The following is a 22,796-nucleotide window of genomic DNA, read 5'->3' as shown; positions in this document are numbered from 1 at the left end:
CCGTCAGACCGCCATCAGGTCGGCTTCTTTGGCCTCCAGGGCCTTGTCGATCTCGCCAACGTACTTGTCGGTGAGCTTCTGGACCTCATCAGCAGCACGACGCTCTTCGTCTTCGCTGATTTCCTTTTCCTTCACCAGGTCCTTCAGCTGAGCGAGCGCATCACGACGGATGTTGCGCACGGCCACGCGGGAGTTCTCGGCTTCGGCGCGGGCCTGCTTGGTGTAACCCTTGCGGGTTTCCTCGGTCAGGGCCGGCATCGGAACGCGAATGGTGGTGCCGGCGGTAGCCGGATTCAGGCCCAGGTCGGAGGTCATGATGGCCTTCTCGACCGCCTGGATCATGCTCTTGTCGAACACGGTCAGGGCCAGGGTGCGGGAGTCCTCGGCCACTACGTTAGCGACCTGGCGCAGAGGAGTATCGGCGCCGTAGTAGGAGACCATCACGCTGTCCAGGATGCTCGGGTGAGCGCGGCCGGTGCGGATCTTGGCGAAGGCGTGATCCAGGGCCTCCAGGGTTTTCTTCATGCGCTCCTGCGCGTCCTTCTTGATCTCGTTGATCATTGTTCGCCCTCCTCGATCAGGGTTCCTTCGGCACCGCCCACCACGATATTCAGCAGGGCACCGGGCTTGTTCATATTGAAGACCCGCAGCGGCATCTGCTGGTCACGGCACAGGCAGATGGCGGTCAGGTCCATCACCCCCAGCTTGCGATCCAGCACCTCGTCGTAGGTCAGGCGCTCGAACTTCTCGGCATTGGGGTCCTTGAAGGGATCGGCAGTGTACACGCCATCCACCTTGGTCGCCTTCAGCACGACGTCGGCATCGATCTCGATGGCCCGCAGGCAGGCAGCCGAGTCAGTGGTGAAGAAGGGGTTGCCGGTGCCGGCGGAGAAGATCACCACTTCACCACTCTTGAGGTGGCGCATCGCCTTGCGGCGGTCGTAGTGATCGGTCACGCCAACCATGGAGATGGCCGACATCACCAGCGCGGGAATGTTGGAGCGCTCCAGGGCATCGCGCATGGCCAGGCCGTTCATCACGGTGGCCAGCATGCCCATGTGGTCGCCGGTCACCCGGTCCATGCCGGCCGCACTGAGGGCCGCGCCACGGAACAGGTTGCCACCACCGATCACCAGGCCGACCTGGACACCGATGCCGACCAGTTGACCGATCTCCAGCGCCATGCGGTCCAGGACTTTCGGATCGATACCGAACTCCTCGGACCCCATCAGCGCTTCGCCGCTGAGTTTGAGCAGAATGCGTTTATAGCGAGGTTGACGACCACTCACCTGCTGAGCCATTACGAGTCTCTCCTGCGGCGTTTTTCGAATTCATGGGCCAAAGGCCCGGTACGCGGGGCACGGCGCTGGCCGTGCCGATGGCGAACGCCAGGCGCACGCCACGGAACCTGCCCCAAATGGGTTCCCCAGTTTGACGAAGAGGCCGCGCGCGTGAGCGGGCAGCCTCTTGCGGGGCGACAGCCGAGGCCGTCTTATTGCTGGGTGGCAGCGACCTGGGCAGCTACTTCGGCAGCGAAGTCCACTTCCACCTTCTCGATGCCCTCGCCCACTTCGAAGCGAACGAAGGAAACGATTTCAGCACCGGCTTTCTTGGCCAGCTCGCCGACCTTGACTTCCGGGTCCTTGACGAACGGCTGCTCGACCAGGCTGGCCTCGGCCAGGAACTTGGAGATACGGCCTTTGACCATGTTCTCCACGATGTTCTCCGGCTTGCCGGCAATCTTGTCGGCATTCAGGGCCAGGAAGATTTCCTTTTCCTTGGCGATGGCTTCTTCGGAAACCTCGGAGGCGTTCAGGAACTGCGGGTTGCTGGCAGCGACGTGCATGGCGATGTCTTTGGCCAGCTCGACGTTGCCGCCCTTCAGGCTCACCAGAACACCGATGCGGTGGCCGTGCAGGTAGGCACCGACGATGTCACCCTCGACACGGGCCAGGCGGCGGATATTGACGTTCTCGCCGGTCTTGGCAACCAGGGCCAGGCGGGCGTCTTCACGGGAGGCGACCAGCGGAGCGGCGTCGGTCAGCTTCTCGTTGAAGGCTTGCTCGACGGAGGCGGCAACGAAAGCCTTGAAGTCGTCCTGCAGAGCCAGGAAGTCGGTCTGGGAGTTGACTTCGATGATGACGGCAGCCTTGTTGTCGTCAGCGATCTTGACCGCGATGGAGCCTTCGGCAGCGATGTTGCCGGACTTCTTGGCAGCCTTGATGGCGCCAGCGGCGCGCATGTCGTCGATGGCCTTCTCGATGTCACCACCAGCGGCGGTCAGGGCCTTCTTGCAATCCATCATGCCCAGGCCGGTGCGCTCGCGCAGTTCTTTCACCAGGGCTGCAGTAATCTCTGCCATGTCGCAATCCTCTTGAATAGGTTTTCAACCATTCAGCCCGGCAACCCGGGCAGACAATTCTGTGAGGTGGCAAAAAGGGGGCCTAGCCCCCTTCCTGCGCACCGGGTAACGCTGGAGCGCTCCGAAATCAGCCTTCGGCTGCCTCGGAAGCCGCTTCCTCGACGAACTCGTCCGCACCGCCAGCAGCGTTCTGACGACCGCGAATAACGGCGTCGGCCATGGCAGCCAGGTACAGCTGAACGGCGCGAATGGCATCGTCGTTACCGGGGATGACGTAGTCAACGCCTTCCGGGCTGCTGTTGGTATCGACAACGCCGATGACCGGAATGCCCAGCTTGTTGGCTTCGGTGATGGCGATGCGCTCGTGGTCGACGTCGATCACGAACAGAGCATCCGGCAGACCGCCCATGTCCTTGATACCACCCAGGCTGCGCTCGAGCTTCTCGAGGTCGCGGGTGCGCATCAGGGCTTCTTTCTTGGTCAGCTTGGCGAAGGTGCCGTCCTGGGCCTGGGTTTCCAGGTCGCGCAGGCGCTTGATGGACTGACGGATGGTCTTGTAGTTGGTCAGCATGCCGCCCAGCCAGCGGTGATCGACGTACGGGGAGCCGCAACGAGCAGCTTCTTCGCGGACGATCTTGCCAGCGGAACGCTTGGTGCCGACGAACAGGATCTTGTTCTTGCCTGCAGCCAGCTTCTCAACGAAGGACAGGGCCTCGTTGAACATCGGCAGGGTTTTTTCCAGGTTGATGATGTGGATCTTGTTGCGCGCGCCGAAAATGTACTTGCCCATTTTCGGGTTCCAGTAACGGGTCTGGTGGCCGAAGTGCACACCGGCCTTCAGCATGTCGCGCATGTTGACTTGGGACATCTCAATTCCTCGATAAGTCGGGTTAGGCCTCCACGTATCCCGATATCCAACCCTTGCGGGCACCCAGGAGACCGTGTCGATACGTGTGTGGGTTTGAGCCTTGCGGGCACCACTGCCCGTAAAGCGGCGCGTTTTATAGCATAAAAAGTGGCAGCAAGCTACATGGAACCGGCACGCCGCGCCCTCGCGGCTTCTGGCTTGCCGCTCGAAGCTGATAAGATTGCCGCCTTCATACGGATACGCCTGAGAACCGCCATGACCGTCACCATCAAGACCGCCGACGAAATCGAGAAAATGCGCGTGGCAGGCCGCCTGGCCGCCGAAGTGCTGGAGATGATCGGCGAGCACGTCAAGCCCGGGGTGACCACCGAAGAGCTCGACCGCATCTGCCACGACTACATCGTCAACGTCCAGCAGGCGATTCCCGCCCCGCTGAACTACAAGGGCTTCCCCAAGTCCATCTGCACCTCCATCAACCACGTCGTCTGCCACGGCATCCCCAACGAGAAGCCGCTGAAGGATGGCGACACCCTGAACATCGACGTGACCGTCATCAAGGACGGCTACCACGGTGACACCAGCCGCATGTTCCACGTCGGCAAGGTGCCGGTCTGGGCCGAGCGCCTGTCCCAGGTGACCCAGGAATGCATGTACAAGGCCATCGAACTGGTCAAGCCGGGCTGCCGCCTGGGCGACATCGGCGAGGTGATCCAGAAGCACGCCGAGAAGAACGGTTTCTCGGTGGTCCGCGAGTTCTGCGGCCATGGCATCGGCGCCGTGTTCCACGAAGAGCCCCAGGTGCTGCACTACGGCCGTGCCGGCACCGGCATGGAGCTGAAGGAAGGCATGACCTTCACCATCGAACCGATGATCAACCAGGGCCGCCCCGAGACCAAGGTACTGGGCGACGGCTGGACCGCCATCACCAAGGACCGCAAGCTCTCCGCCCAATGGGAGCACACCATCCTGGTGACCGCCGACGGCTACGAGATCCTCACCCTGCGCAGCGACGACACCCTGCCGCGCACCGCCCCCTGATCGTTTCCTCCATATAAGGAAGGCCGTAGATGCCGCAGGTTGATCCCGAGCTTTTCGACCGCGGCCAGTTCCAGGCCGAACTGGCGCTGAAGTCCAGCCCCATCGCCGCGTTCAAGAAGGCCATCCGCCAGGCCAAGGATGTACTCGACGCCCGTTTCGCCAGCGGCCGGGACATCCGCCGCCTGGTCGAGGACCGTGCCTGGTTCGTCGACCAGATCCTGCGTGAGGCCTGGGCACGCTTCGACTGGAGCGAAGACGCCGACATCGCCTTGCTGGCGGTCGGCGGCTACGGCCGGGGCGAACTGCACCCCTACTCCGACATCGACCTGCTGATCCTGCTGGACAGCGCCGACCACGAGACCTTCCGCGAACCGATCGAAGGCTTCCTCACCCTGCTCTGGGACATCGGCCTGGAAGTCGGCCAGAGTGTGCGCTCCGTCGACGAATGCGCCGAAGAGGCCCGTGCCGACCTCACCGTCGTCACCAACCTGATGGAAAGCCGCACCATCGCCGGGCCGGAATCCCTGCGCCGGCGCATGCAGGAGGTCACCAGCTCGGAGCGGATGTGGGCCAGCAAGGACTTCTTCCTAGCAAAGCGCCAGGAGCAGAAGGCCCGCCACGCCAAGTACAACGACACCGAGTACAACCTCGAGCCCAACGTGAAGGGCTCCCCCGGCGGCCTGCGTGACATCCAGACCATCCTCTGGGTCGCCCGCCGCCAGTTCGGCAGCCTCAACCTGCACGCTCTGGTCAAGGAAGGATTCCTCGTGGAGAGCGAATGCAGCATGCTCGCCTCCAGCCAGGAGTTCCTCTGGAAGGTCCGCTACGCCCTGCACATGCTCGCCGGCCGCGCCGAAGACCGCCTGCTGTTCGACCACCAGCGCAAGCTCGCCGGCCTGCTCGGCTTTCACGGCAGCGACGCCAAGCAGGCCATCGAACACTTCATGCAGAAGTACTACCGCGTGGTCATGGCCGTCGCCGAGCTCAGCGACCTGATCAACCAGCACTTCGAAGAGGTCATCCTGCGCAGCGGCGAGAACGCCGTCGCCCAGCCGCTCAACAGCCGCTTCCAACTGCGTGACGGCTACATCGAAGTGGCCCACCCCAACGTCTTCAAGCGCACCCCCTTCGCCCTGCTGGAGATCTTCGTGCTGATGGCCCAGCACCCGGAGATCAAGGGCGTGCGCGCCGACACCATCCGCCTGCTGCGTGACAGCCGCCACCTGATCGACGACGACTTCCGCAGCGACATCCGCAACACCAGCCTGTTCATCGAGCTGTGCAAGTCCCCCCAGGGCATCCACCGCAACCTGCGCCGCATGAACCGCTACGGCATCCTCGGGCGCTACCTGCCCGAGTTCGGCCACATCATCGGGCAGATGCAGCACGACCTCTTCCACATCTATACGGTCGACGCCCACACGCTCAACCTCATCAAGCACCTGCGCAAGCTCAAGTGGCCGGAACTGGCGGAAAAGTTCCCCCTGGCCAGCAAGGTCATCGACAAGCTGCCCAAGCCCGAGCTGATCTACATCGCCGGGCTCTACCACGACATCGGCAAGGGCCGCGGTGGCGACCACTCCGAACTGGGCGCCATCGACGCCGAGGCCTTCTGCGCCCGTCATCAACTACCGGCCTGGGACTCGCGCCTGGTTTCCTGGCTGGTGCAGAACCACCTGGTGATGTCCACCACCGCCCAGCGCAAGGACCTCTCCGACCCTCAGGTGATCCTCGACTTCGCCCGACTGGTAGGCGATCAGACGCACCTCGACTACCTCTACGTGCTCACCGTGGCCGACATCAACGCCACCAACCCGAGCCTGTGGAACTCCTGGCGCGCCAGCCTGCTGCGCCAGCTCTACACCGAGACCAAGCGCGCCCTGCGCCGCGGCCTGGAGAACCCGCTGGACCGCGAAGAACAGATCCGTCAGACCCAGGTCGCCGCCATCGACATCCTCGTGCGCAACGGCATCGACCAGGACGACGCCGAACAGCTCTGGGCCCAGCTCGGCGACGACTACTTCCTGCGCCACACCGCCAGCGACGTGGCCTGGCACACCGAAGCCATCCTCCAGCACCCGGACGGCAACGACCCGCTGGTGCTGATCAAGGAAACCGCCCAGCGCGAGTTCGAAGGTGCCACCCAGATCTTCATCTACGCCCCCGACCAGCACGACTTCTTCGCCGTGACCGTGGCGGCGATGAGCCAGCTCAACCTGAACATCCACGACGCGCGGATCATCACCTCCACCAGCCAGTTCACCCTCGACACCTACATCGTGCTGGACACCGCCGGCGGCTCCATCGGCAACGACCCGGCACGCATCCAGGAAATCCGCGAGGGTCTGATCGACGCCCTGAAGAACCCCGACGAGTACCCGGCCATCATCCAGCGCCGCGTCCCGCGCCAGCTCAAGCACTTCGCCTTCCCGCCGGAGGTCACCATCTCCAACGACGCCCAGCGTCCGGTGACCGTGCTGGAAGTGATCGCCCCCGACCGCCCAGGCCTGCTGGCGCGCATCGGACGCATCTTCCTCGACTTCGACCTGTCGCTGCAGAACGCCAAGATCGCCACCCTCGGCGAGCGGGTAGAGGACGTCTTCTTCATCACCGATGCCGACAACCAGCCACTGTCCGACCCCGAGCTCTGCCAGCGCCTGCAGGCGGCCATCGTCTCCCAGCTCTCCGAGGCCAGTGGCCAGAACGCCCAGATCGGCCGCATCAGCCTCTGACGCGCCCGACCGCACCACCAGGAACCGCACATGAACCACGCCCTGAACCAGCTGCAGCCCTACCCCTTCGAAAAACTGCGCGCCCTGCTCGCCAGCGCCCAGCCCCCAGCCGACCGCGCGCCCATCGCCCTCTCCATCGGCGAGCCCAAGCACCGCTCGCCGGACTTCGTCGCCAAGGCCCTGGCCGACAACCTCGACCAGCTCGCCGTCTACCCCACCACCCTGGGCATCCCCGCCCTGCGCGAAGCCATTGCCGCCTGGTGCGAGCGCCGCTTCAAGGTGCCAGCCGGCTGGCTCGATGCCGCGCGCCACGTACTGCCGGTCAACGGCACCCGCGAAGCGCTGTTCGCCTTCACCCAGGCCGTGGTCAACCGCGCCGACAACGGCCTGGTGGTCAGCCCGAACCCCTTCTATCAGATCTACGAAGGCGCAGCCCTGCTGGCCGGCGCCGAACCCCACTACCTGCCGTGCCTGGCGGAAAACGGCTTCAACCCCGACTTCGACGCCGTACCGGTCGAGGTGTGGAAGCGCTGCCAGATCCTCTTCCTCTGCTCCCCGGGCAACCCCACTGGCGCGCTGGTGCCGGTGGAGCAACTGAAGAAGCTGATCGCCCTGGCCGACGAACACGACTTCGTCATCGCTGCCGACGAGTGCTACAGCGAGCTGTACTTCGACGAAGCCAACCCGCCGGCCGGCCTGCTCACCGCCTGCGCCGAACTGGGCCGCAACGACTTTGCCCGCTGCGTGGTGTTCCACAGCCTGTCCAAGCGCTCCAACCTGCCGGGGCTGCGCTCCGGCTTCGTCGCCGGTGACGCCGCCATCCTCAAGGCCTTCCTGCTGTACCGCACCTACCACGGTTGCGCCATGCCCGTGCAGACCCAACTGGCCAGCGTCGCCGCCTGGAACGACGAGGCCCACGTGCGCGCCAACCGCGACCTGTACCGCGAGAAGTACGACGCCGTGCTCGACATCCTCGGTGGCGTGCTCGACGTGCAGCGCCCGGATGGTGGCTTCTACCTCTGGGCCAAGACCCCAGTGGACGACACGACCTTCACCCGCGAACTCTTCGCCCGCGAGCACGTCACCGTGGTGCCCGGCTCCTACCTCTCCCGTGAAGTGAATGGCATCAACCCGGGTGCCGGCCGCGTGCGCATGGCCCTGGTCGCCCCGCTGGCCGAGTGCGCCGAAGCCGCCGAACGCATCCGCCGCTTCGTCCGCAGCCTCTGACCCGACCGCCCGGTCATCAACCGGGCCGGTGTCACAAAGCGGGACATCCGGGCTTGCCTCCAGGCGCCCGCGCCCCGACTATCCGAGCGCTCATCCAAGGACGGGTGGGCAAGCAGCCCCGGCAGACGCCGGGAGCGGCCACCATGGAACGGGAGTCAGCATGAAAGTCTTCGAAGTCACCATCACCGTCGGCGGCGCCGTCGGCCACGTCATCATCGGCGGCGGCATCTTCAACGCCAAGGTTCGCGACACCAGCAACAACCGCACCTCGCTCTACACCATCTACATGGCCGGCATCGGCGTCGGCCTGCCCGCCTTCCGCGCCACCTCCAGCACCTTCCGCTTCACCGATGACGACAGCAAGTCTTCCGACAGCTTCGAGGGCTACGGCTACATTGGCGGCGTCTCCGTGGAAGCCGGTGCCGGCGTCAAGATCGGCGGCGGCATCAAGATCCCCAACGGCCCGCTGATCCCCACCACCGTCTCCACCGACTACGGCGGCGTCGACATCAGCGTGTCCCACAACGTCACCCGCTGGGCGCTGTGAAGGAGGCTGCATGGACCTTGCACTCAGACTGATCCTCGCCGCGCTGCTCCTGGCCCTGGCGCTCTACCTGCTGCTGCGCCCGGCCCAGGCCGGCGCCGTGCTGGCGCGGTTCTACGGGCGCTACCCGCTGGTGCGCCTGGCACCGACCGAGCAGCTCGCCTCGCGCCCCGCCCTGTTGCGCCTGCTGGGACTCGCCATGGCCGTCTTGGGCGCCGCTACGCTGCTCCTGTAGCACGCTCCCACGCGGCGTCGGGCGTGGCATAATCGCCGACCGACGCCGCGCGGCCCCCTCGCCGCGCGCCCCATGGCCCACCGCGAACCGAGCTGCTCAATGACCATTACCCTCTATGGCATCAAGGCCTGCGACACCATGAAGAAAGCCCGCACCTGGCTCGACGAGCAGGGCGTGAGCTACGCCTTCCACGACTACAAGACCGCCGCCATCGACCGCGCCAGCCTGAAGAAATGGTGCGACGAACACGGCTGGGAAACCGTGCTTAACCGTGCCGGCACCACCTTCCGCAAGCTCGACGACGCGCAGAAGGCCGACCTCGACCAGGCCAAGGCCATCGACCTGATGCTGGCCCAACCCTCGATGATCAAGCGCCCGGTGCTCGACCTCGGTGACCGCACCCTGGTCGGCTTCAAGCCGGACCTCTACGCCGCCGCGCTCAAGTAACCCCGAACACCGAACGGACATCCGACCGCCAGGCACGCGACCGGCAGCGGGCGTCCGAACCACCCTTTCAGAACGAGGAATGTCCATGTCTCACGCACTCTTCAGCATCGCCTTCGGCGTTGGCACCCAGAACCGCCAGGGCAACTGGCTGGAAGTCTTCTACGCACAGCCGCTGCTCAAGCCCACCGAAGCGCTGGTCGCCGCCGTGGCCCCGCTGCTCGGCTACACCGGCGGCAACCAGGCCATCACCCTCAGCAACGCCCAGGCCGCTGACCTGGCCAGCGCCCTGAAAGAGATCGACACCACCCAGGCCGCCCTGCTGACCCGCCTGGCCGAGAGCCACAAGCCGCTGGTCGCCACCCTGCTGGCCGAAGATGCCGCGCTGACCTCCACCCCCGAGGCCTACCTCAAGCTGCACCTGCTCTCCCACCGCCTGGTCAAGCCCCACGGCCTGAACCTCACCGGCATCTTCCCGCTGCTGCCCAACGTGGCCTGGACCAGCGAAGGCGCCGTGGACCTGGCCGAACTGGCCGAGCGCCAACTGGAAGCCCGCCTGAAGGGCAACCTGCTGGAAGTCTTCTCCGTGGACAAGTTCCCGAAAATGACCGACTACGTCGTCCCCGCCGGCGTGCGCATCGCCGACAGCGCCCGCGTGCGCCTGGGCGCCTACATCGGCGAAGGCACCACCGTGATGCACGAAGGCTTCGTCAACTTCAACGCCGGCACCGAAGGCCCGGGTATGATCGAAGGCCGCGTCTCCGCAGGCGTCTTCGTCGGCAAGGGCTCCGACCTAGGCGGCGGCTGCTCCACCATGGGCACCCTCTCCGGTGGCGGCAATATCGTCATCTCCGTGGGTGAAGGCTGCCTGATCGGCGCCAACGCCGGCATCGGCATCCCGCTGGGCGACCGCAACATCGTCGAAGCCGGCCTGTACATCACCGCCGGCACCAAGGTCGCCCTGCTGGACGACCAGAACGCCCTGGTGAAAGTGGTCAAGGCCCGCGACCTGGCCGGCCAGCCCGACCTGCTGTTCCGTCGCAACTCGCAGAACGGCGCCGTCGAGTGCAAGACCAATAAAACAGCCATTGAGCTGAACGAAGCCCTCCACGCCCACAACTAAGCTGCACAGGGAAGCCGGCGTCGGATGCTCCACAGCCTCCGGCACCGGCTTTTCACTTCCCGCCGTCCGGCTTCAGGCCCATCGTCATGCTCCCATCCCCCTGGCGCTCCGACTTCCCCGCACTCTCGGCCCTCGACGCCGAGGGCCAGACCTACCTGGACAGCGCCGCCACCTCGCAGAAACCCCAGGCGGTGCTGGATGCGCTGCTCGGCTACTACGCCAGCGGTGCCGCCAACGTGCACCGGGCCCAACACCTGCCGGGCGAGCGCGCCACCCGCGCCTTCGAAGGCAGCCGCACCTGCGTTGCCCAGTGGCTGAATGCCGAGCACCCGGCACAGATCGTCTTCACCCGGGGCACCACCGAAGCGCTCAACCTCCTGGCCTACGGGCTGGAGCAGCAGTTCCGGCCGGGCGAACGCATCGTCATCAGCGCCCTGGAGCACCACGCCAACCTGCTGCCCTGGCAGCAGCTGGCTCGCCGTCGCCAACTCGAACTGGTAGTGCTGCCGCTGGATGCGCAGGGTGACATCGACCTCGACCAGGCCCGCCAGTTGATCGACTCGCGCACCCGCCTGCTGGCCGTCAGCCAGTTGTCCAACGTGCTCGGTCGCTGGCAACCCCTCGGCGAACTGCTGGCCCTGGCCCGTGCACAGGGCGCCCTGAGCGTGGTGGATGGCGCCCAGGGAATAGTCCATGGGCGCCATGACGTACAAGCGCTGGGCTGTGACTTCTACGTGTTCTCCGGGCACAAGCTCTACGGCCCGGAAGGCGTCGGCGTACTCTACGGCCGCACCGAAGCCCTGGCCCGCCTGACCCATTGGCAGTTCGGTGGCGAGATGGTGCGCCGTGCGGGCTACCACGACGCCGACTTCCACGATGCCCCGCTGGGCTTCGAGGCCGGCACCCCGGCCATCGCCTCGGTGATCGGCCTCGGCGCTGCACTGGACTACCTCGCCAGCCTCGACGCTGCAGCGGTCAGCGCCCACGAGACGGTGCTCCACGCCAAGCTGATGGCTGGCCTCGCCGCCCGCGACGGCGTGCGCCTGGTGGGTGAGCCCCAGGTGGCGCTGGCCTGCTTCTGCGTCGACGGCGTGCACAACGCCGACCTCGCCCACCTGCTCACCGAGCAGGGCATCGCCGTGCGTGCCGGGCACCACTGCGCCATGCCGCTGTACCAGGGGCTCGGACTCAGCGGCGCGATCCGCGTGTCACTCGGGCTCTATAACGACGGCGCTGACCTGGAGCGCTTCCTCTCAGCCCTGGACAATGCCCTGGAGCTGCTGCGATGAACCTTCCCTCCCAAGCCACCGAAGCCCTGGCTGCCTTCAGCGCTGCCGGCAGCTGGGAACAGCGCGCGCGCCTGCTGATGCAATGGGGTGAACGCCTGGAGCCCCTGAGCGACACCGAGCGCAGCGAAGCCAACTGCGTGCACGGCTGCGAAAGCCAGGTCTGGCTGGTGGAGGAGATAAAGGAAGGGCGCCGCCACTTCCGCGCCACCAGCGATGCGCGGCTGATCCGTGGCCTGCTGGCCGTGCTGCTGGCGCGGGTCGACGGACTGGCGCCGGAGGAGCTGGCCACGCTGGACCTCAGCGACTGGTTCGCCCAGCTCGGCCTCTCCCGCCAGCTCTCACCGTCCCGCACCAACGGCCTCAACGCTGTGCTCGACAGGATGCGCAAGGCCGCACTGTGAAGGGTGGGTTAATGAATCCGCTCGCGCCTGTAGGAGCGAGTTCTGCTCGCGCAGCCTCCGGCCCGGTAGCCCGGGCTTCAACCCGGGAGCGGCGTGGCACGTCCCGGACTGAAGTCCGGGCTACGTCAGGCTCGCCCATGGGGCTGCGGGTGACTCCGATGGTGGGCTGAAGCGGAACGCCGCCCGGCCCACCCTACGGGGAATGCCCCTGAACCGCGTGCTACCACCCAGCGGGAGAAGCGAATTCATTCGCGAAACAGCTCCCGGTGCAAACGTGCTAGCCCGCAGCCCGCTCCGACGGCCGCCGCGCACCGGCCACCAGCTTGTCCACCGTCTTCGCCGCCGCAGCCATGCCGAAGCTGGCGGTGACCATCATCACCGCGCCGAACCCGCCGGCGCAGTCCAGCCTCACACCTTCCCCGACGAAGCTCTTCTGCTGGCACACCGAGCCATCGGGCTTGGGGTAGCGCAGCTGCTCGGTGGAGAACACGCAGGGCACGCTGTAGGTACGCCCCGGTGTGCGGGAGAAGTTGTAGTCGCGGCGCAGCATGGAGCGCACCTTGGCCGCCAGCGGGTCGTTGAAGGTCTTGTTCAGGTCGGTGACCTGGATCTGCGTCGGGTCCACCTGGCCACCGGCGCCACCGGTGGTGACGATCTGGATCTTGCGCCGCTTGCACCAGGCGATCAGCGCCGCCTTGGCCGCCACGCTGTCGATGCAGTCGATCACCGCGTCCAGCTCCGGGGTGATGTACTCCGCCATGGTCTCGCGGGTGACGAAGTCGGCCACCGCGTGGACCACACAGGCCGGGTTGATGGCGCGGATGCGCTCGGCCATCACCTCCACCTTGGCCTTGCCGACACTGCCGGCGATGGCATGTACCTGGCGGTTGGTGTTGGTGATGCAGACGTCGTCCAGGTCGAACAGGGAAATCTCCCCGACGCCGGATCGTGCCAGCGCCTCGGCCGCCCAGGAGCCGACGCCGCCGATGCCGACCACGGCCACATGGGCGGCCTGCAGGCGCGCGAAGCCTTCCTGGCCGTAGAGGCGGGCGATACCGCCAAATCGTTCGTTTGTCATCTCGTCACTCCGTCGCCCACCGGCGGGCGGCGCGCATTATAGGAAGGGCCCTGCTCCGCCCCAAGCCCATCCCGGCTGAATGGCAGCCCATAGATTCAGCCGGGGTAGGCCGACGCTATAGTCCCTGCACACCGACAGGGGGAGCCCGATGCGCAACTTCACCTTCTACCGCGAGAAGCTGCTGCAGTACGCCGAGCGGGTCTGGGGACTGACCGGCGACGAGGCTGCGCGCATCGACGGCGCCATCCACGCCACCCGTGGCTTCTTCGAGCGCATGGGCGTGCCCACCCACCTGGCCGACCATGGCCTTGATGCCGATGCCGTTCCCCGTGTCCTGGCCCAACTGGAACGCCACGGCATGACCACCCTTGGCGAGCGTCGCGACCTGGACCTGGCAGCCAGCGAGCGCATCCTGCTGAAGGCGCTCTGACCCCCTTCCCAGCGGCTCCATGCGCATCGTTGCGAAACTTCCGCAGCCGCCGGAGGACAAAGGGTTTGTGCAGCGAAAGGGCGGTGTGTCTAACGTTCGTACACAATCTATACAGTCGCCGGACGCCGGAGTAGCATGCGCGCCGACCAGCGTTCGCTGGCCCTATCACCCCCGTTCCACGCTTCGGAACCCGAAACTCCTATGTCATCGCGTAAATTTGGTCTCAACCTGGTGGTCTTCGTGGCGGTCGCCGCGTTGTTCACCGGACTCTGGGCGCTGTACAACCGTCCGGTCAGCGCACCCGACTGGCCCGAGCAGATCTCCGGCTACTCCTATTCGCCGTTCCGGGTGGATCAGAATCCCCAGCAGAACCAGTACCCCACTGACGAACAGATCCGCGAGGACCTGGAGCTGCTGAGCAAGCAGACCGACAACATCCGTACCTACTCGGTAGACGGCAGCCTGGCCGACATCCCGCGCATCGCCGAAGAGTTCGGCCTGCGGGTGACCCTCGGCGTGTGGATCAGCCCCGATGAAGAGCGCAACGAGCGCGAAATCACCAAGGCCATCGAAATCGCCAACACCTCCCGCAGCGTGGTTCGCGTGGTGGTGGGGAACGAAGCGTTGTTCCGCCGCGAGATCAGCCGCAAGGACCTCTCCGTCTACCTCGACCGCGTACGCGCCGCCGTGAAAGTGCCGGTGACCACCTCCGAGCAATGGCACATCTGGCTGAAGTACCCGGAACTGGCCAAGCACGTCGACCTGATCGCCGCCCACGTACTGCCCTACTGGGAGTTCATCCCCATGCGGGACTCCACCCAGTTCGTGCTGGAGCGCGCCAAGGACCTGAAGAAGACCTTCCCGAAGAAGCCGCTGCTGCTGTCCGAAGTGGGCTGGCCGAGCAACGGCCGCATGCGTGGCGGCGCCGACGCTACCCAGGCCGACCAGGCCATCTACCTGCGCACCCTGGTCAACGCCCTCAACGCACAGGGCTACAACTACTTCGTGATCGAGGCCTTCGACCAGCCGTGGAAGGCCAGTGACGAAGGCTCCGTGGGCGCTTACTGGGGCGTCTACAACCTCGAGCGACAACCCAAGTTCAACTTCGAAGGCCCGGTCATCGCCATCCCGCAATGGCGCATGCTCGCCGTCGCCTCGGTAGTCATGGCCCTGCTGGCCCTGGCCCTGACCCTGATCGACGGCAGTGCCCTGCGCCAGCGCGGTCGCACCTTCCTCACCTTCGTCGCCTTCGCCGGCGGTTCCGCCCTGGTGTGGATCGCCTACGACTACAGCCAGCAGTACAGCACCTGGTTCAGCATGACCGTCGGCGTGCTGCTGGGCATCGGCGCCCTGGGCGTGTTCATCGTGTTGCTCACCGAGGCCCATGAGCTGGCCGAGGCCGTGTGGGTACGCGCCCGTCGCCGGCCGTTCATGCCGGTGCTGGCCGACAGCGCCTACCGTCCCAAGGTCTCCATCCACGTGCCGTGCTACAACGAGCCGCCGGAGATGGTGAAGCAGACCCTCGACGCCCTGGCCAACCTCGACTATCCGGACTTCGAAGTCCTGATCATCGACAACAACACCAAGGACCCGGCCGTGTGGGAGCCGGTGCAGGCCTATTGCGAACAGCTCGGCCCGCGCTTCCGCTTCTTCCACGTGGCGCCGCTCGCCGGCTTCAAGGGTGGCGCGCTGAACTACATCCTGCCGCACACGGCCCCGGACGCCGAGGTGGTCGCGGTGATCGACTCGGACTACTGCGTCAACCGCAACTGGCTGAAGCACATGGTCCCGCACTTCGCCGACCCGTCCATCGCCGTGGTGCAGTCCCCGCAGGACTACCGCGACGGCAACGAGAACACCTTCAAGAAGCTCTGCTACGCCGAGTACAAGGGCTTCTTCCACATCGGCATGGTGACCCGCAACGACCGCAACGCGATCATCCAGCACGGCACTATGACCATGATCCGCCGCAGCGTGATGGACGAGCTGCAGTGGGCCGACTGGACCATCTGCGAGGACGCCGAACTGGGTCTGCGCGTGTTCGAGAAGGGCTACGCCGCCGCCTACGCCCACGACAGCTTCGGCAAGGGCCTGATGCCCGACACCTTCATCGACTACAAGAAGCAGCGTTTCCGCTGGGCCTACGGCGCCATCCAGATCATGAAGGGCCACGCCCGCAGCCTGTTCATGGGCAAGGACTCCGAGCTCAAGCGCGGCCAGCGCTACCACTTCATCGCCGGCTGGCTGCCGTGGATCGCAGATGGCCTGAACATCTTCTTCACCGTCGGTGCCCTGCTCTGGTCGGCCGCGATGATCATCGTGCCGCAACGGGTCGACCCGCCGTTGCTGATCTTCGCCATCCCGCCACTGACGCTGTTCTTCTTCAAGCTCGGCAAGATCGTGTTCCTCTACCAGCGCGCGGTGGGGGTCAACCTGAAGGATGCCTTCTGTGCCGCTATCGCCGGCCTGGCGCTGTCGCACACCATCGCCAAGGCGGTGCTGTACGGGTTCTTCACCAAGACCATCCCGTTTTTCCGCACGCCGAAGATGCGCACCAACCACGGCCTGCTGATGGCCCTGGCCGAAGCCCGCGAGGAAGTGTTCATCATGCTGCTGCTGTGGGGTGCCGCCATCGGCATCGCCATCGTGCAGGGCCTGCCCAGCTCCGACGTGAAGTTCTGGGTCGCCACCCTGCTGGTGCAGTCGCTGCCCTACGCCGCCGCGCTGGTCATGGCACTGCTGTCCTCGGCACCGAAACCGGTGGTGGCCGAGCAGCCCCAACCCGCCGCGGCCTGACCTCCGCGAGCGTCCTAAACGGCGGCCAATGGCCGCCGTTTATGTTTTAAGATGTCGCCCTTTTCCGCCTTGCCGCCCCGGAGCCCTTGCATGACCGCCCTCTCCCCCACCCTGGAACTCGCCTGCGACCTGATCCGCCGCCCGTCGGTCACCCCGGTCGACGAAGGCTGCCAGGAGCTGATGATGCGCCGCCTGGAAGCCGCCGGCTTCCGCATCGAACGCATGCGCATCGAAGAGGTGGAGAATTTCTGGGCGATCCGCGGCAGCGAAGGCCCGGTGCTGTGCTTCGCCGGCCACACCGATGTAGTGCCCACCGGCCCGGTGCAGGCCTGGCAACACCAGCCGTTCGAGGCCCTGGTGGACGAGCACGGCATGCTCTGCGGCCGTGGCGCCGCCGACATGAAGGGCAGCCTGGCCGCCATGGTGGTGGCGGTGGAGCGCTTCGTTGCCGAGCACCCGGAGCACAAGGGCGCCATCGCCTTCCTCATCACCAGCGACGAGGAAGGCCCGGCGCACCATGGCACCAAGGCCGTGGTGGAACGCCTGGCCGCCCGTGGCGAGCGCCTGGACTGGTGCATCGTCGGCGAGCCCTCCAGCACCACCCTGGTGGGCGACGTGGTGAAGAACGGCCGTCGTGGCTCCCTTGGCGCCACCCTCACCGTACGCGGCGTGCAGGGCCACGTGGCCTACCCGCACCTGGCGAAGAACCCGATCCACCTGGCCGCCCCGGCGCTGGCCGAACTGGCGGCGGAGCATTGGGACGACGGCAACGCCTTCTTCCCGCCCACCAGCTTCCAGGTCTCCAACCTCAACGCGGGCACCGGCGCGACCAACGTCATCCCCGGCGAGCTGAAGGCGGTGTTCAACTTCCGCTTCTCCACCGAATCCACCGTCGAAGGCCTGCAGCAGCGGGTCAACGCCATCCTCGACAAGCACGGCCTGGACTACCACGTGGAGTGGGCCCTGTCCGGCCTGCCGTTCCTCACCGAACCCGGCGAACTGCTGGACGCGGTCGCCGCCAGCATCAAGGCGGTGACCGGCCGCGAGACCACACCCTCCACCAGCGGCGGCACCTCCGATGGTCGCTTCATCGCCACCATGGGCACCCAGGTGGTCGAGCTGGGTCCGGTCAACGCCACCATCCACCAGATCAACGAGCGCGTCCTCGCCAGCGACCTGGACCTGCTGACCGACATCTACCAACAGACCCTCGTCCGCCTGCTGGCCTGATCATGCTCACCTGCCCCCTCTGCCAGAGCGCCCTGACGGCGCTCGACAACGGTGTCGTGTGCCCCGCCGGCCACCGCTTCGACCGCGCCCGCCAGGGCTACCTGAACCTGCTGCCGGTGCAGCACAAGAAGAGCCGCGACCCGGGCGACAACGCCGCCATGGTGGAAGCCCGTCGGCGCTTCCTCGATGGCGGCCACTACGCCCCCCTGGCATGCCGCCTGGCGGAACTGGCAGCCGCGCGCCAGCCAGGCCGCTGGCTCGACATCGGCTGTGGCGAGGGCTATTACACCGCCCAGCTCGCCGCAGCCCTGCCGGAAGCCGACGGCTATGCGCTGGACATCTCCCGCGAGGCGGTCAAGCGTGCCTGCCGCCGCACACCCAATCTCACCTGGCTGGTGGCGAGCATGGCCCGCGTGCCCCTGGCCGACGCCAGTTGCCAATTGCTGGCCAGCGTCTTCAGCCCGCTGGACTGGCAGGAGGCGCAGCGCCTGCTGGCCCCCGGAGGCGCCCTGCTGCGCATGGGCCCCACGCGGGTGCACCTGCTGCAGCTGCGCGAGCGCATCTACGACGAGGTGCGCGACTACGATGACCAGAAGCACCTGGCATTGATTCCCACCGGCATGGCCCTGGCCCACAGCGAAACCCTGGAGTACACCCTGCACCTGGACAGCGCCGAGGCCCGTGCCGACCTGCTGGCGATGACGCCGCACGGCTGGCGCGCCAGTGCCGAGCGCCGCGCCGCAGTGATCGCTGAGCCGTTCGACGTGACGGTGTCCATCCGCTACGACTGGATCACCAAGGCCTAGCCCCGGCAGACTCGAAATAGCGCCCACTCCCTCTTAAACTTGCAGCCTCACGAGTGACCGCCCCGCGCACCGGCCGGGGCCCCGCCAGGACCTTCCCATGCGCCAACCCGATATCGAGATCTACCTGAAGGACGCCGAACAGGACGCCGTCACCGCCTGGCTGAGCGAAGCCATCGGTCCCTGCAGCGACTGGCAGGCGCGTGGCCAGACCTTCAAATGCCGCGCGGGCGACATCCCGGTGACCTGGCTGCCCAAGGCCGTTGGCAAGTGGCACAGCCTTCTGCTGGAAAGCGACGCCACCCCCTGGGACAGCGATCTGGCCTGCGCCCAGGCGGCCCACCAGGCGCTGGGCGTGGAGATCCGCTGTGCCCCCGGCGGTTGGGACGAAGCCCAGGGCGAGGAAGACGCCGACCGCTGGCTCAAGGTCAATGCCGACGGCGTCAGCGAGATCACCTGGCGTACGGACTGACCCCTCCCGCTGCAGACGAACCCGGCCCCGGCCGGGTTCTTTCATTCCGGCCCTCTTACGTCGCCTTGTTCATGAAGCCGCTGCAGCTTCACCCCCGAAACAACCGCAGCACATCGCCGCCGGATTCGACAAACCCCGCGTGAAATGACCTACACACGGAGCAGACGGACGGACTTTGACAATCATTCTCATTCTAATTAGTATCGCCATCCATCGAATCCAACCACAGGTGCCGGTCCCCATGTACGTCTGCCTCTGCCAAGGTGTCACCGACGGTCACATCCGCGAAGCGATCTACGAAGGTTGCTGCAGCTACCGTGAAATCCGCGAGACGCTCGGCGTCGGCACCCAGTGCGGTAAATGTGCCTGCCTGGCCAAGCAGGTGGTACGCGAGACCCTCACCGAGATGCAGTCCAGCCAGGCCGCCCTCGCCTACCCGGCAACTTTCGTACCGGCCTGAAAACCCCCTTATGAAGAACCGGACCTCGAGTCCGGTTTTTTTATGCCCGAAAATCAAGCAGTTAGCGACAAGACGCGGACTTGAAGCGTTCGTATTCAGATTCAAATTATCTTATATATCAAGTACTTACGTTGACACCCTGGCGAAACTGGTTAAAATTCCGTCACTCAACCCCTTGTGTGGCAGGACCTCCTCATGAAAGGCGACAAGAAAGTCATCCAGCATCTCAACAAGATCCTCGGCAACGAACTGGTGGCCATCAACCAGTACTTCCTGCACGCCCGGATGTACGAGGACTGGGGCCTGAAGAAGCTCGGCGAGCACGAGTACCACGAGTCCATCGACGAGATGAAGCATGCCGACAAGCTCATCAAGCGCATCCTTTTCCTGGAAGGCATCCCGAACCTGCAGGACCTGGGCAAGCTGATGATCGGCGAGAACACCAAGGAAATGCTCAGCAGCGACCTGAAGCTGGAGCACAACGCCCTGCCCGATCTGAAGGCCGCCATCGCCTACTGCGAAAGCGTCGGTGACTACGGCAGCCGCGAACTGCTCGAAGACATCCTCGAGTCCGAGGAAGAGCACATCGACTGGCTGGAAACCCAGCTGGGCCTGATCGAGAAGGTCGGCCTGGAGAACTACCTGCAGTCGCAGATGGACGAGTAAAACACCCGCCCATGAAAAAGCCCCGCGATGCGGGGCTTTTTCATTTCAGCGGGAGACTCAGGCGCCGGCCTTGCTCACCGCATCCTTGATCAGTTGCTGCAGCTCACCCTTCTCGTACATCTCGACGAGGATGTCGCTGCCGCCGACCAGTTCACCGGCCACCCACAGCTGCGGGAAAGTCGGCCAGTTGGCGTACTTGGGCAGGTTGGCGCGGATTTCCGGGTTCTGCAGGATGTCGACGTAGGCGAACTTCTCGCCGCAGCCCATCAGGACCTGGGCAGCACGGGCGGAGAAACCGCACTGGGGAGCATTGGGAGAGCCTTTCATGTACAGCAGGACGGTGTTGTTGGCGATCTGCTCTTTGATGGTTTCGATGATATCCATGGCTACCTCGGCTGAACTATCCGACTACAGGGTCGGCGCGGTGGCGGCATTGTAACGGAAGTCCGAGCATGTCGCTCGGACTTGCACCGCCACTTTTCAGGCGGCCACCACCTCCACCGGAACACCATTCAGCGCAGCATTACCGGACACCGCATCGAGAAACCGCTCGTCGGTCAGGTCATTGGCACTGGCCCCTGGCAACTCGGCGGCGATCGCCATCATCACCCCGGGCCGCCCATGGCCCCAGCCATGGGGCAGGCTCACCACGCCGGGCATCATTTCCAGGCTCGCGGCCACCTCCACCTCGATGCTGCCGACCCGCGAACGCACCCTCACCCGCTGGCCATCGGCCAGACCGCGCCGGGCGAGGTCGTCCGGGTGCATGAGCAACTGGTGGCGCGGCTTGCCCTTCACCAGGCGGCGGTAGTTGTGCATCCAGGAGTTGTTGCTGCGGACATGCCGCCGGCCGATCAGCACCAGCTCACCGGCCACCGGAGCGGGGTGCTCGGCGAACCGGGCCAGGTCCCGCATGAACAGCGCCGGGGCCGCCACCACACAGCGCGCCTCGGTCTTGAGGCGGCCGGCCAGGTTCGGCTTGAGCGGCCCCAGGTCCAGCCCGTGGGGATGCTCCGCCAGGCGCGCGACGGAAAGCCCCCAACTGGAGCGCTCGCCATAGGGGCCGAAGCGCAGCCCCATGTCGATCATCTGCCGCGGCGGCAGGGTCGGCTTCAGCTCCACGCCGGTGCGCGCCGCGAAGGCCCGGGCCAGCCCGACGAAGATCTCCCAGTCATCCAGCGCACCGGCGGGCTTGGCCAGCACCGACTCGTTGAAGCGGGTGACGTTGCGCACCGCGAACAGGTTGAAGGTGGTGTCGTAGTGATCGTGCTCAAGCGGCGCGGTCGGCGGCAGGATCAGGTCGGCGTAGCGCGTCGTCTCGTTGATGTAGAGGTCTACGCTGACCATGAACTCCAGGCCGTCCAGCGCCTGCTCCAGGCGCCGCCCGTTGGGGGTGGAGAGCACCGGGTTGCCGGCTACCGTGACCAGGGCGCGGATCTGCCCTTCGCCCGGCGTGAGCATCTCCTCGGCCAGCGCCGAAACAGGCAGCTCGCCGCCGTACTCCGGCAGGCCCGCGACCCGACTGTGCCAACGGCCGAAGTGCCCGCCGGAGGTGGTCGACACCAGATCCACCGCCGGCTCGGTGCAGAGCACGCCGCCAGGCTGATCGAGGTTGCCGGTGACCAGGTTGATCACCTGGATCAGCCACTGGCACAAGCTGCCGAACGCCTGGGTGGACACGCCCATGCGCCCGTAGCACACCGCCCGTTCGGCAGCGGCGAAGTCGCGCGCCAACTGGCGGATCACCGTCGGCTCGATGCCGCAACGCGGCCCCATGGCCTCGGCGGTGAAGGGCGCCACGGCCTGGCGCACGGCGTCGAGACCGTCCACCGGCAGGTGGCTGCCCCGGCCGAGGCCTTCCTCGAACAGGGTGCTGAGCATGCCCAGCAGCAGGGCCGCGTCCTGACCCGGCCGCACGAACAGGTGCTGGTCAGCGATGGCAGCCGTCTCGCTGCGCCGCGGGTCCACCACCACCAGACGCCCGCCCCTGGCCTTGATCGCCTTCAAGCGCTTTTCCACATCCGGCACCGTCATGATGCTGCCGTTGGAGGCCAGCGGATTGCCGCCGAGGATCAGCATGAAATCGGTGTGGTCGATGTCCGGGATCGGGATCAGCAGCCCATGACCGTACATCTGGTGGCTCACCAGGTGGTGGGGCAACTGGTCCACCGAGGTGGCGGAGAAGCGGTTGCGGGTCTTCAGCAGGCCGAGGAAGTAGTTGCTGTGGGTCATCAGCCCATAGTTGTGCACGCTGGGGTTGCCCTGGTACACGGCGACCGCCTGCTGCCCGTGGCGGGCCTGGATATCGGCCAGTCGCTCGGCCACCAGCGCAAAGGCCTCGTCCCAGCCAATGGGCTGCCACTCGCTGCCGGCACGGCGCATGGGCTGGCGCAGGCGATCGGGGTCGTTCTGGATGTCTTGCAGGGCCACGGCCTTGGGGCAGACATGCCCACGGCTGAAGCTGTCCTGCGGGTCGCCCTTGATGGAGAGGATGTGCCGCGAACCGTCCGCACGCTCCTCGGTTTCGATGGCCAGGCCGCAGATGGCCTCGCACAGGTGGCATGCACGGTAGTGAACGGACTTGGTCATGGCCTTGCC

Annotated in this window: 23 protein-coding genes; 16 read left to right on the top strand and 7 right to left on the bottom strand. The window is 65.9% G+C overall.

What is annotated here, in order from left to right:
* Positions 1-3: 3 nt before the first annotated feature.
* The 4 genes from frr to rpsB all read right to left on the bottom strand — a co-directional run bounded on the left by frr (position 4) and on the right by rpsB (position 3,230).
* A complete protein-coding gene (gene frr / locus A9G05_RS17225) occupies positions 4-561 on the bottom strand; it encodes a ribosome recycling factor (protein ID WP_044414379.1) in 558 nt (185 codons plus the stop codon).
* Positions 558-1,301: a UMP kinase gene (pyrH, locus tag A9G05_RS17220; RefSeq protein WP_044414381.1), complete on the bottom strand. Its 744-nt coding sequence runs from the start codon at positions 1,299-1,301 to the stop codon at positions 558-560. The genes frr and pyrH overlap by 4 nt, the downstream gene beginning before the upstream one ends.
* A 191-nt stretch (positions 1,302-1,492) precedes the next feature.
* Positions 1,493-2,362, bottom strand: a complete 870-nt coding sequence (gene tsf / locus A9G05_RS17215) for a translation elongation factor Ts (protein WP_069562141.1) — start codon at positions 2,360-2,362, stop codon at positions 1,493-1,495.
* A gap of 127 nt (positions 2,363-2,489) precedes the next feature.
* On the bottom strand, positions 2,490-3,230 hold the full coding sequence (rpsB, locus tag A9G05_RS17210) for a 30S ribosomal protein S2 (RefSeq protein WP_069562140.1): 741 nt from the start codon (positions 3,228-3,230) through the stop codon (positions 2,490-2,492).
* Between the two features lie 255 nt (positions 3,231-3,485).
* On the opposite strand from rpsB, the gene map reads away from it, so the two are divergent.
* The 9 genes from map (at position 3,486) to A9G05_RS17165 (ending at position 12,263) form a co-directional block, all read left to right on the top strand.
* Positions 3,486-4,268 (top strand): type I methionyl aminopeptidase, encoded by a 783-nt coding sequence (gene map, locus A9G05_RS17205; protein WP_069562139.1) that lies wholly within the window; start codon positions 3,486-3,488, stop codon positions 4,266-4,268.
* Positions 4,269-4,297: 29 nt separating this feature from the next.
* Positions 4,298-7,000, top strand: coding sequence for a [protein-PII] uridylyltransferase (locus A9G05_RS17200; RefSeq protein WP_069562138.1), 2,703 nt, complete (start codon positions 4,298-4,300; stop codon positions 6,998-7,000).
* A 30-nt stretch (positions 7,001-7,030) separates the two neighbouring features.
* Positions 7,031-8,227: a succinyldiaminopimelate transaminase gene (gene dapC, locus A9G05_RS17195; protein ID WP_069562137.1), complete on the top strand. Its 1,197-nt coding sequence runs from the start codon at positions 7,031-7,033 to the stop codon at positions 8,225-8,227.
* Positions 8,228-8,387: 160 nt separating this feature from the next.
* Entirely contained in the window at positions 8,388-8,774 is a 387-nt protein-coding gene (locus tag A9G05_RS17190) for a hypothetical protein (protein WP_069562136.1), read from the top strand.
* A 10-nt stretch (positions 8,775-8,784) separates the two neighbouring features.
* Positions 8,785-9,006 carry a hypothetical protein gene (locus tag A9G05_RS17185; protein WP_069562135.1) on the top strand — a complete coding sequence of 74 codons (222 nt, stop codon included), beginning with the start codon at positions 8,785-8,787 and terminating at the stop codon, positions 9,004-9,006.
* 99 nt (positions 9,007-9,105) lie between these two features.
* A complete protein-coding gene (locus tag A9G05_RS17180) occupies positions 9,106-9,453 on the top strand; it encodes an ArsC family reductase (RefSeq protein ID WP_069562134.1) in 348 nt (115 codons plus the stop codon).
* A gap of 85 nt (positions 9,454-9,538) precedes the next feature.
* Entirely contained in the window at positions 9,539-10,573 is a 1,035-nt protein-coding gene (gene dapD, locus A9G05_RS17175; RefSeq protein WP_069562133.1) for a 2,3,4,5-tetrahydropyridine-2,6-dicarboxylate N-succinyltransferase, read from the top strand.
* Positions 10,574-10,659: 86 nt separating this feature from the next.
* Positions 10,660-11,862 carry an aminotransferase class V-fold PLP-dependent enzyme gene (locus A9G05_RS17170; protein WP_069562132.1) on the top strand — a complete coding sequence of 401 codons (1,203 nt, stop codon included), beginning with the start codon at positions 10,660-10,662 and terminating at the stop codon, positions 11,860-11,862.
* Positions 11,859-12,263, top strand: a complete 405-nt coding sequence (locus A9G05_RS17165; protein WP_069562131.1) for a SufE family protein — start codon at positions 11,859-11,861, stop codon at positions 12,261-12,263. Before A9G05_RS17170 ends, A9G05_RS17165 begins: the two co-directional genes overlap by 4 nt.
* Positions 12,264-12,540: 277 nt before the next feature.
* Here the strand turns inward: A9G05_RS17165 and tcdA are convergent, their stop codons facing one another.
* Positions 12,541-13,341, bottom strand: coding sequence for a tRNA cyclic N6-threonylcarbamoyladenosine(37) synthase TcdA (tcdA, locus tag A9G05_RS17160; protein WP_069562130.1), 801 nt, complete (start codon positions 13,339-13,341; stop codon positions 12,541-12,543).
* Positions 13,342-13,489: 148 nt separating this feature from the next.
* Between tcdA and A9G05_RS17155 the strand changes: the two genes are divergently transcribed.
* From A9G05_RS17155 to bfr, 7 genes are all read left to right on the top strand, one after another.
* On the top strand, positions 13,490-13,771 hold the full coding sequence (locus tag A9G05_RS17155) for an iron-containing alcohol dehydrogenase (RefSeq protein ID WP_069562129.1): 282 nt from the start codon (positions 13,490-13,492) through the stop codon (positions 13,769-13,771).
* A gap of 201 nt (positions 13,772-13,972) precedes the next feature.
* Positions 13,973-16,567 carry a glycosyltransferase gene (locus A9G05_RS17150; RefSeq protein ID WP_069562128.1) on the top strand — a complete coding sequence of 865 codons (2,595 nt, stop codon included), beginning with the start codon at positions 13,973-13,975 and terminating at the stop codon, positions 16,565-16,567.
* Positions 16,568-16,657: 90 nt separating this feature from the next.
* Entirely contained in the window at positions 16,658-17,797 is a 1,140-nt protein-coding gene (gene dapE, locus A9G05_RS17145) for a succinyl-diaminopimelate desuccinylase (RefSeq protein WP_069562127.1), read from the top strand.
* 2 nt (positions 17,798-17,799) lie between these two features.
* On the top strand, positions 17,800-18,603 hold the full coding sequence (locus A9G05_RS17140; RefSeq protein ID WP_069562126.1) for a putative RNA methyltransferase: 804 nt from the start codon (positions 17,800-17,802) through the stop codon (positions 18,601-18,603).
* Between the two features lie 97 nt (positions 18,604-18,700).
* Positions 18,701-19,072, top strand: a complete 372-nt coding sequence (locus A9G05_RS17135) for a hypothetical protein (protein ID WP_069562125.1) — start codon at positions 18,701-18,703, stop codon at positions 19,070-19,072.
* A gap of 241 nt (positions 19,073-19,313) precedes the next feature.
* A complete protein-coding gene (locus A9G05_RS17130; protein WP_069562124.1) occupies positions 19,314-19,532 on the top strand; it encodes a bacterioferritin-associated ferredoxin in 219 nt (72 codons plus the stop codon).
* Positions 19,533-19,727: 195 nt separating this feature from the next.
* Complete coding sequence (gene bfr / locus A9G05_RS17125; RefSeq protein WP_044414420.1) at positions 19,728-20,198, top strand: bacterioferritin; 471 nt, start codon at positions 19,728-19,730, stop codon at positions 20,196-20,198.
* A 57-nt stretch (positions 20,199-20,255) separates the two neighbouring features.
* On the opposite strand, the gene grxD is transcribed toward bfr, so the two are convergent.
* Together grxD and A9G05_RS17115 are read right to left on the bottom strand one after the other, a co-directional pair.
* Entirely contained in the window at positions 20,256-20,582 is a 327-nt protein-coding gene (gene grxD, locus A9G05_RS17120; RefSeq protein ID WP_044414422.1) for a Grx4 family monothiol glutaredoxin, read from the bottom strand.
* A 96-nt stretch (positions 20,583-20,678) separates the two neighbouring features.
* Complete coding sequence (locus A9G05_RS17115; protein ID WP_069562123.1) at positions 20,679-22,787, bottom strand: molybdopterin oxidoreductase family protein; 2,109 nt, start codon at positions 22,785-22,787, stop codon at positions 20,679-20,681.
* Positions 22,788-22,796: the final 9 nt, after the last annotated feature.

This window comes from Pseudomonas sp. ENNP23 (genome assembly GCF_001728945.1).
In the GTDB taxonomy this organism is placed as follows: Bacteria; Pseudomonadota; Gammaproteobacteria; order Pseudomonadales; family Pseudomonadaceae; genus Metapseudomonas; species Metapseudomonas otitidis.
This window is presented reverse-complemented; position numbering and strand designations above follow the sequence as displayed.

Bases quoted from the DNA above. Each gene is read 5' to 3' on its own strand.
- A9G05_RS17140 (WP_069562126.1), top strand. From the start codon at position 17,800: ATGCTCACCTGCCCCCTCTGCCAGAGCGCCCTGACGGCGCTCGACAAC.
- tsf (WP_069562141.1), bottom strand. From the start codon at position 2,362: ATGGCAGAGATTACTGCAGCCCTGGTGAAAGAACTGCGCGAGCGCACC.
- A9G05_RS17170 (WP_069562132.1), top strand. From the start codon at position 10,660: ATGCTCCCATCCCCCTGGCGCTCCGACTTCCCCGCACTCTCGGCCCTC.
- A9G05_RS17200 (WP_069562138.1), top strand. From the start codon at position 4,298: ATGCCGCAGGTTGATCCCGAGCTTTTCGACCGCGGCCAGTTCCAGGCC.
- A9G05_RS17150 (WP_069562128.1), top strand. From the start codon at position 13,973: ATGTCATCGCGTAAATTTGGTCTCAACCTGGTGGTCTTCGTGGCGGTC.
- A9G05_RS17190 (WP_069562136.1), top strand. From the start codon at position 8,388: ATGAAAGTCTTCGAAGTCACCATCACCGTCGGCGGCGCCGTCGGCCAC.
- A9G05_RS17185 (WP_069562135.1), top strand. From the start codon at position 8,785: ATGGACCTTGCACTCAGACTGATCCTCGCCGCGCTGCTCCTGGCCCTG.
- rpsB (WP_069562140.1), bottom strand. From the start codon at position 3,230: ATGTCCCAAGTCAACATGCGCGACATGCTGAAGGCCGGTGTGCACTTC.
- A9G05_RS17180 (WP_069562134.1), top strand. From the start codon at position 9,106: ATGACCATTACCCTCTATGGCATCAAGGCCTGCGACACCATGAAGAAA.
- pyrH (WP_044414381.1), bottom strand. From the start codon at position 1,301: ATGGCTCAGCAGGTGAGTGGTCGTCAACCTCGCTATAAACGCATTCTG.
- frr (WP_044414379.1), bottom strand. From the start codon at position 561: ATGATCAACGAGATCAAGAAGGACGCGCAGGAGCGCATGAAGAAAACC.
- A9G05_RS17165 (WP_069562131.1), top strand. From the start codon at position 11,859: ATGAACCTTCCCTCCCAAGCCACCGAAGCCCTGGCTGCCTTCAGCGCT.
- A9G05_RS17130 (WP_069562124.1), top strand. From the start codon at position 19,314: ATGTACGTCTGCCTCTGCCAAGGTGTCACCGACGGTCACATCCGCGAA.
- tcdA (WP_069562130.1), bottom strand. From the start codon at position 13,341: ATGACAAACGAACGATTTGGCGGTATCGCCCGCCTCTACGGCCAGGAA.
- A9G05_RS17135 (WP_069562125.1), top strand. From the start codon at position 18,701: ATGCGCCAACCCGATATCGAGATCTACCTGAAGGACGCCGAACAGGAC.
- bfr (WP_044414420.1), top strand. From the start codon at position 19,728: ATGAAAGGCGACAAGAAAGTCATCCAGCATCTCAACAAGATCCTCGGC.
- grxD (WP_044414422.1), bottom strand. From the start codon at position 20,582: ATGGATATCATCGAAACCATCAAAGAGCAGATCGCCAACAACACCGTC.
- A9G05_RS17115 (WP_069562123.1), bottom strand. From the start codon at position 22,787: ATGACCAAGTCCGTTCACTACCGTGCATGCCACCTGTGCGAGGCCATC.
- map (WP_069562139.1), top strand. From the start codon at position 3,486: ATGACCGTCACCATCAAGACCGCCGACGAAATCGAGAAAATGCGCGTG.
- dapC (WP_069562137.1), top strand. From the start codon at position 7,031: ATGAACCACGCCCTGAACCAGCTGCAGCCCTACCCCTTCGAAAAACTG.
- dapE (WP_069562127.1), top strand. From the start codon at position 16,658: ATGACCGCCCTCTCCCCCACCCTGGAACTCGCCTGCGACCTGATCCGC.
- A9G05_RS17155 (WP_069562129.1), top strand. From the start codon at position 13,490: ATGCGCAACTTCACCTTCTACCGCGAGAAGCTGCTGCAGTACGCCGAG.
- dapD (WP_069562133.1), top strand. From the start codon at position 9,539: ATGTCTCACGCACTCTTCAGCATCGCCTTCGGCGTTGGCACCCAGAAC.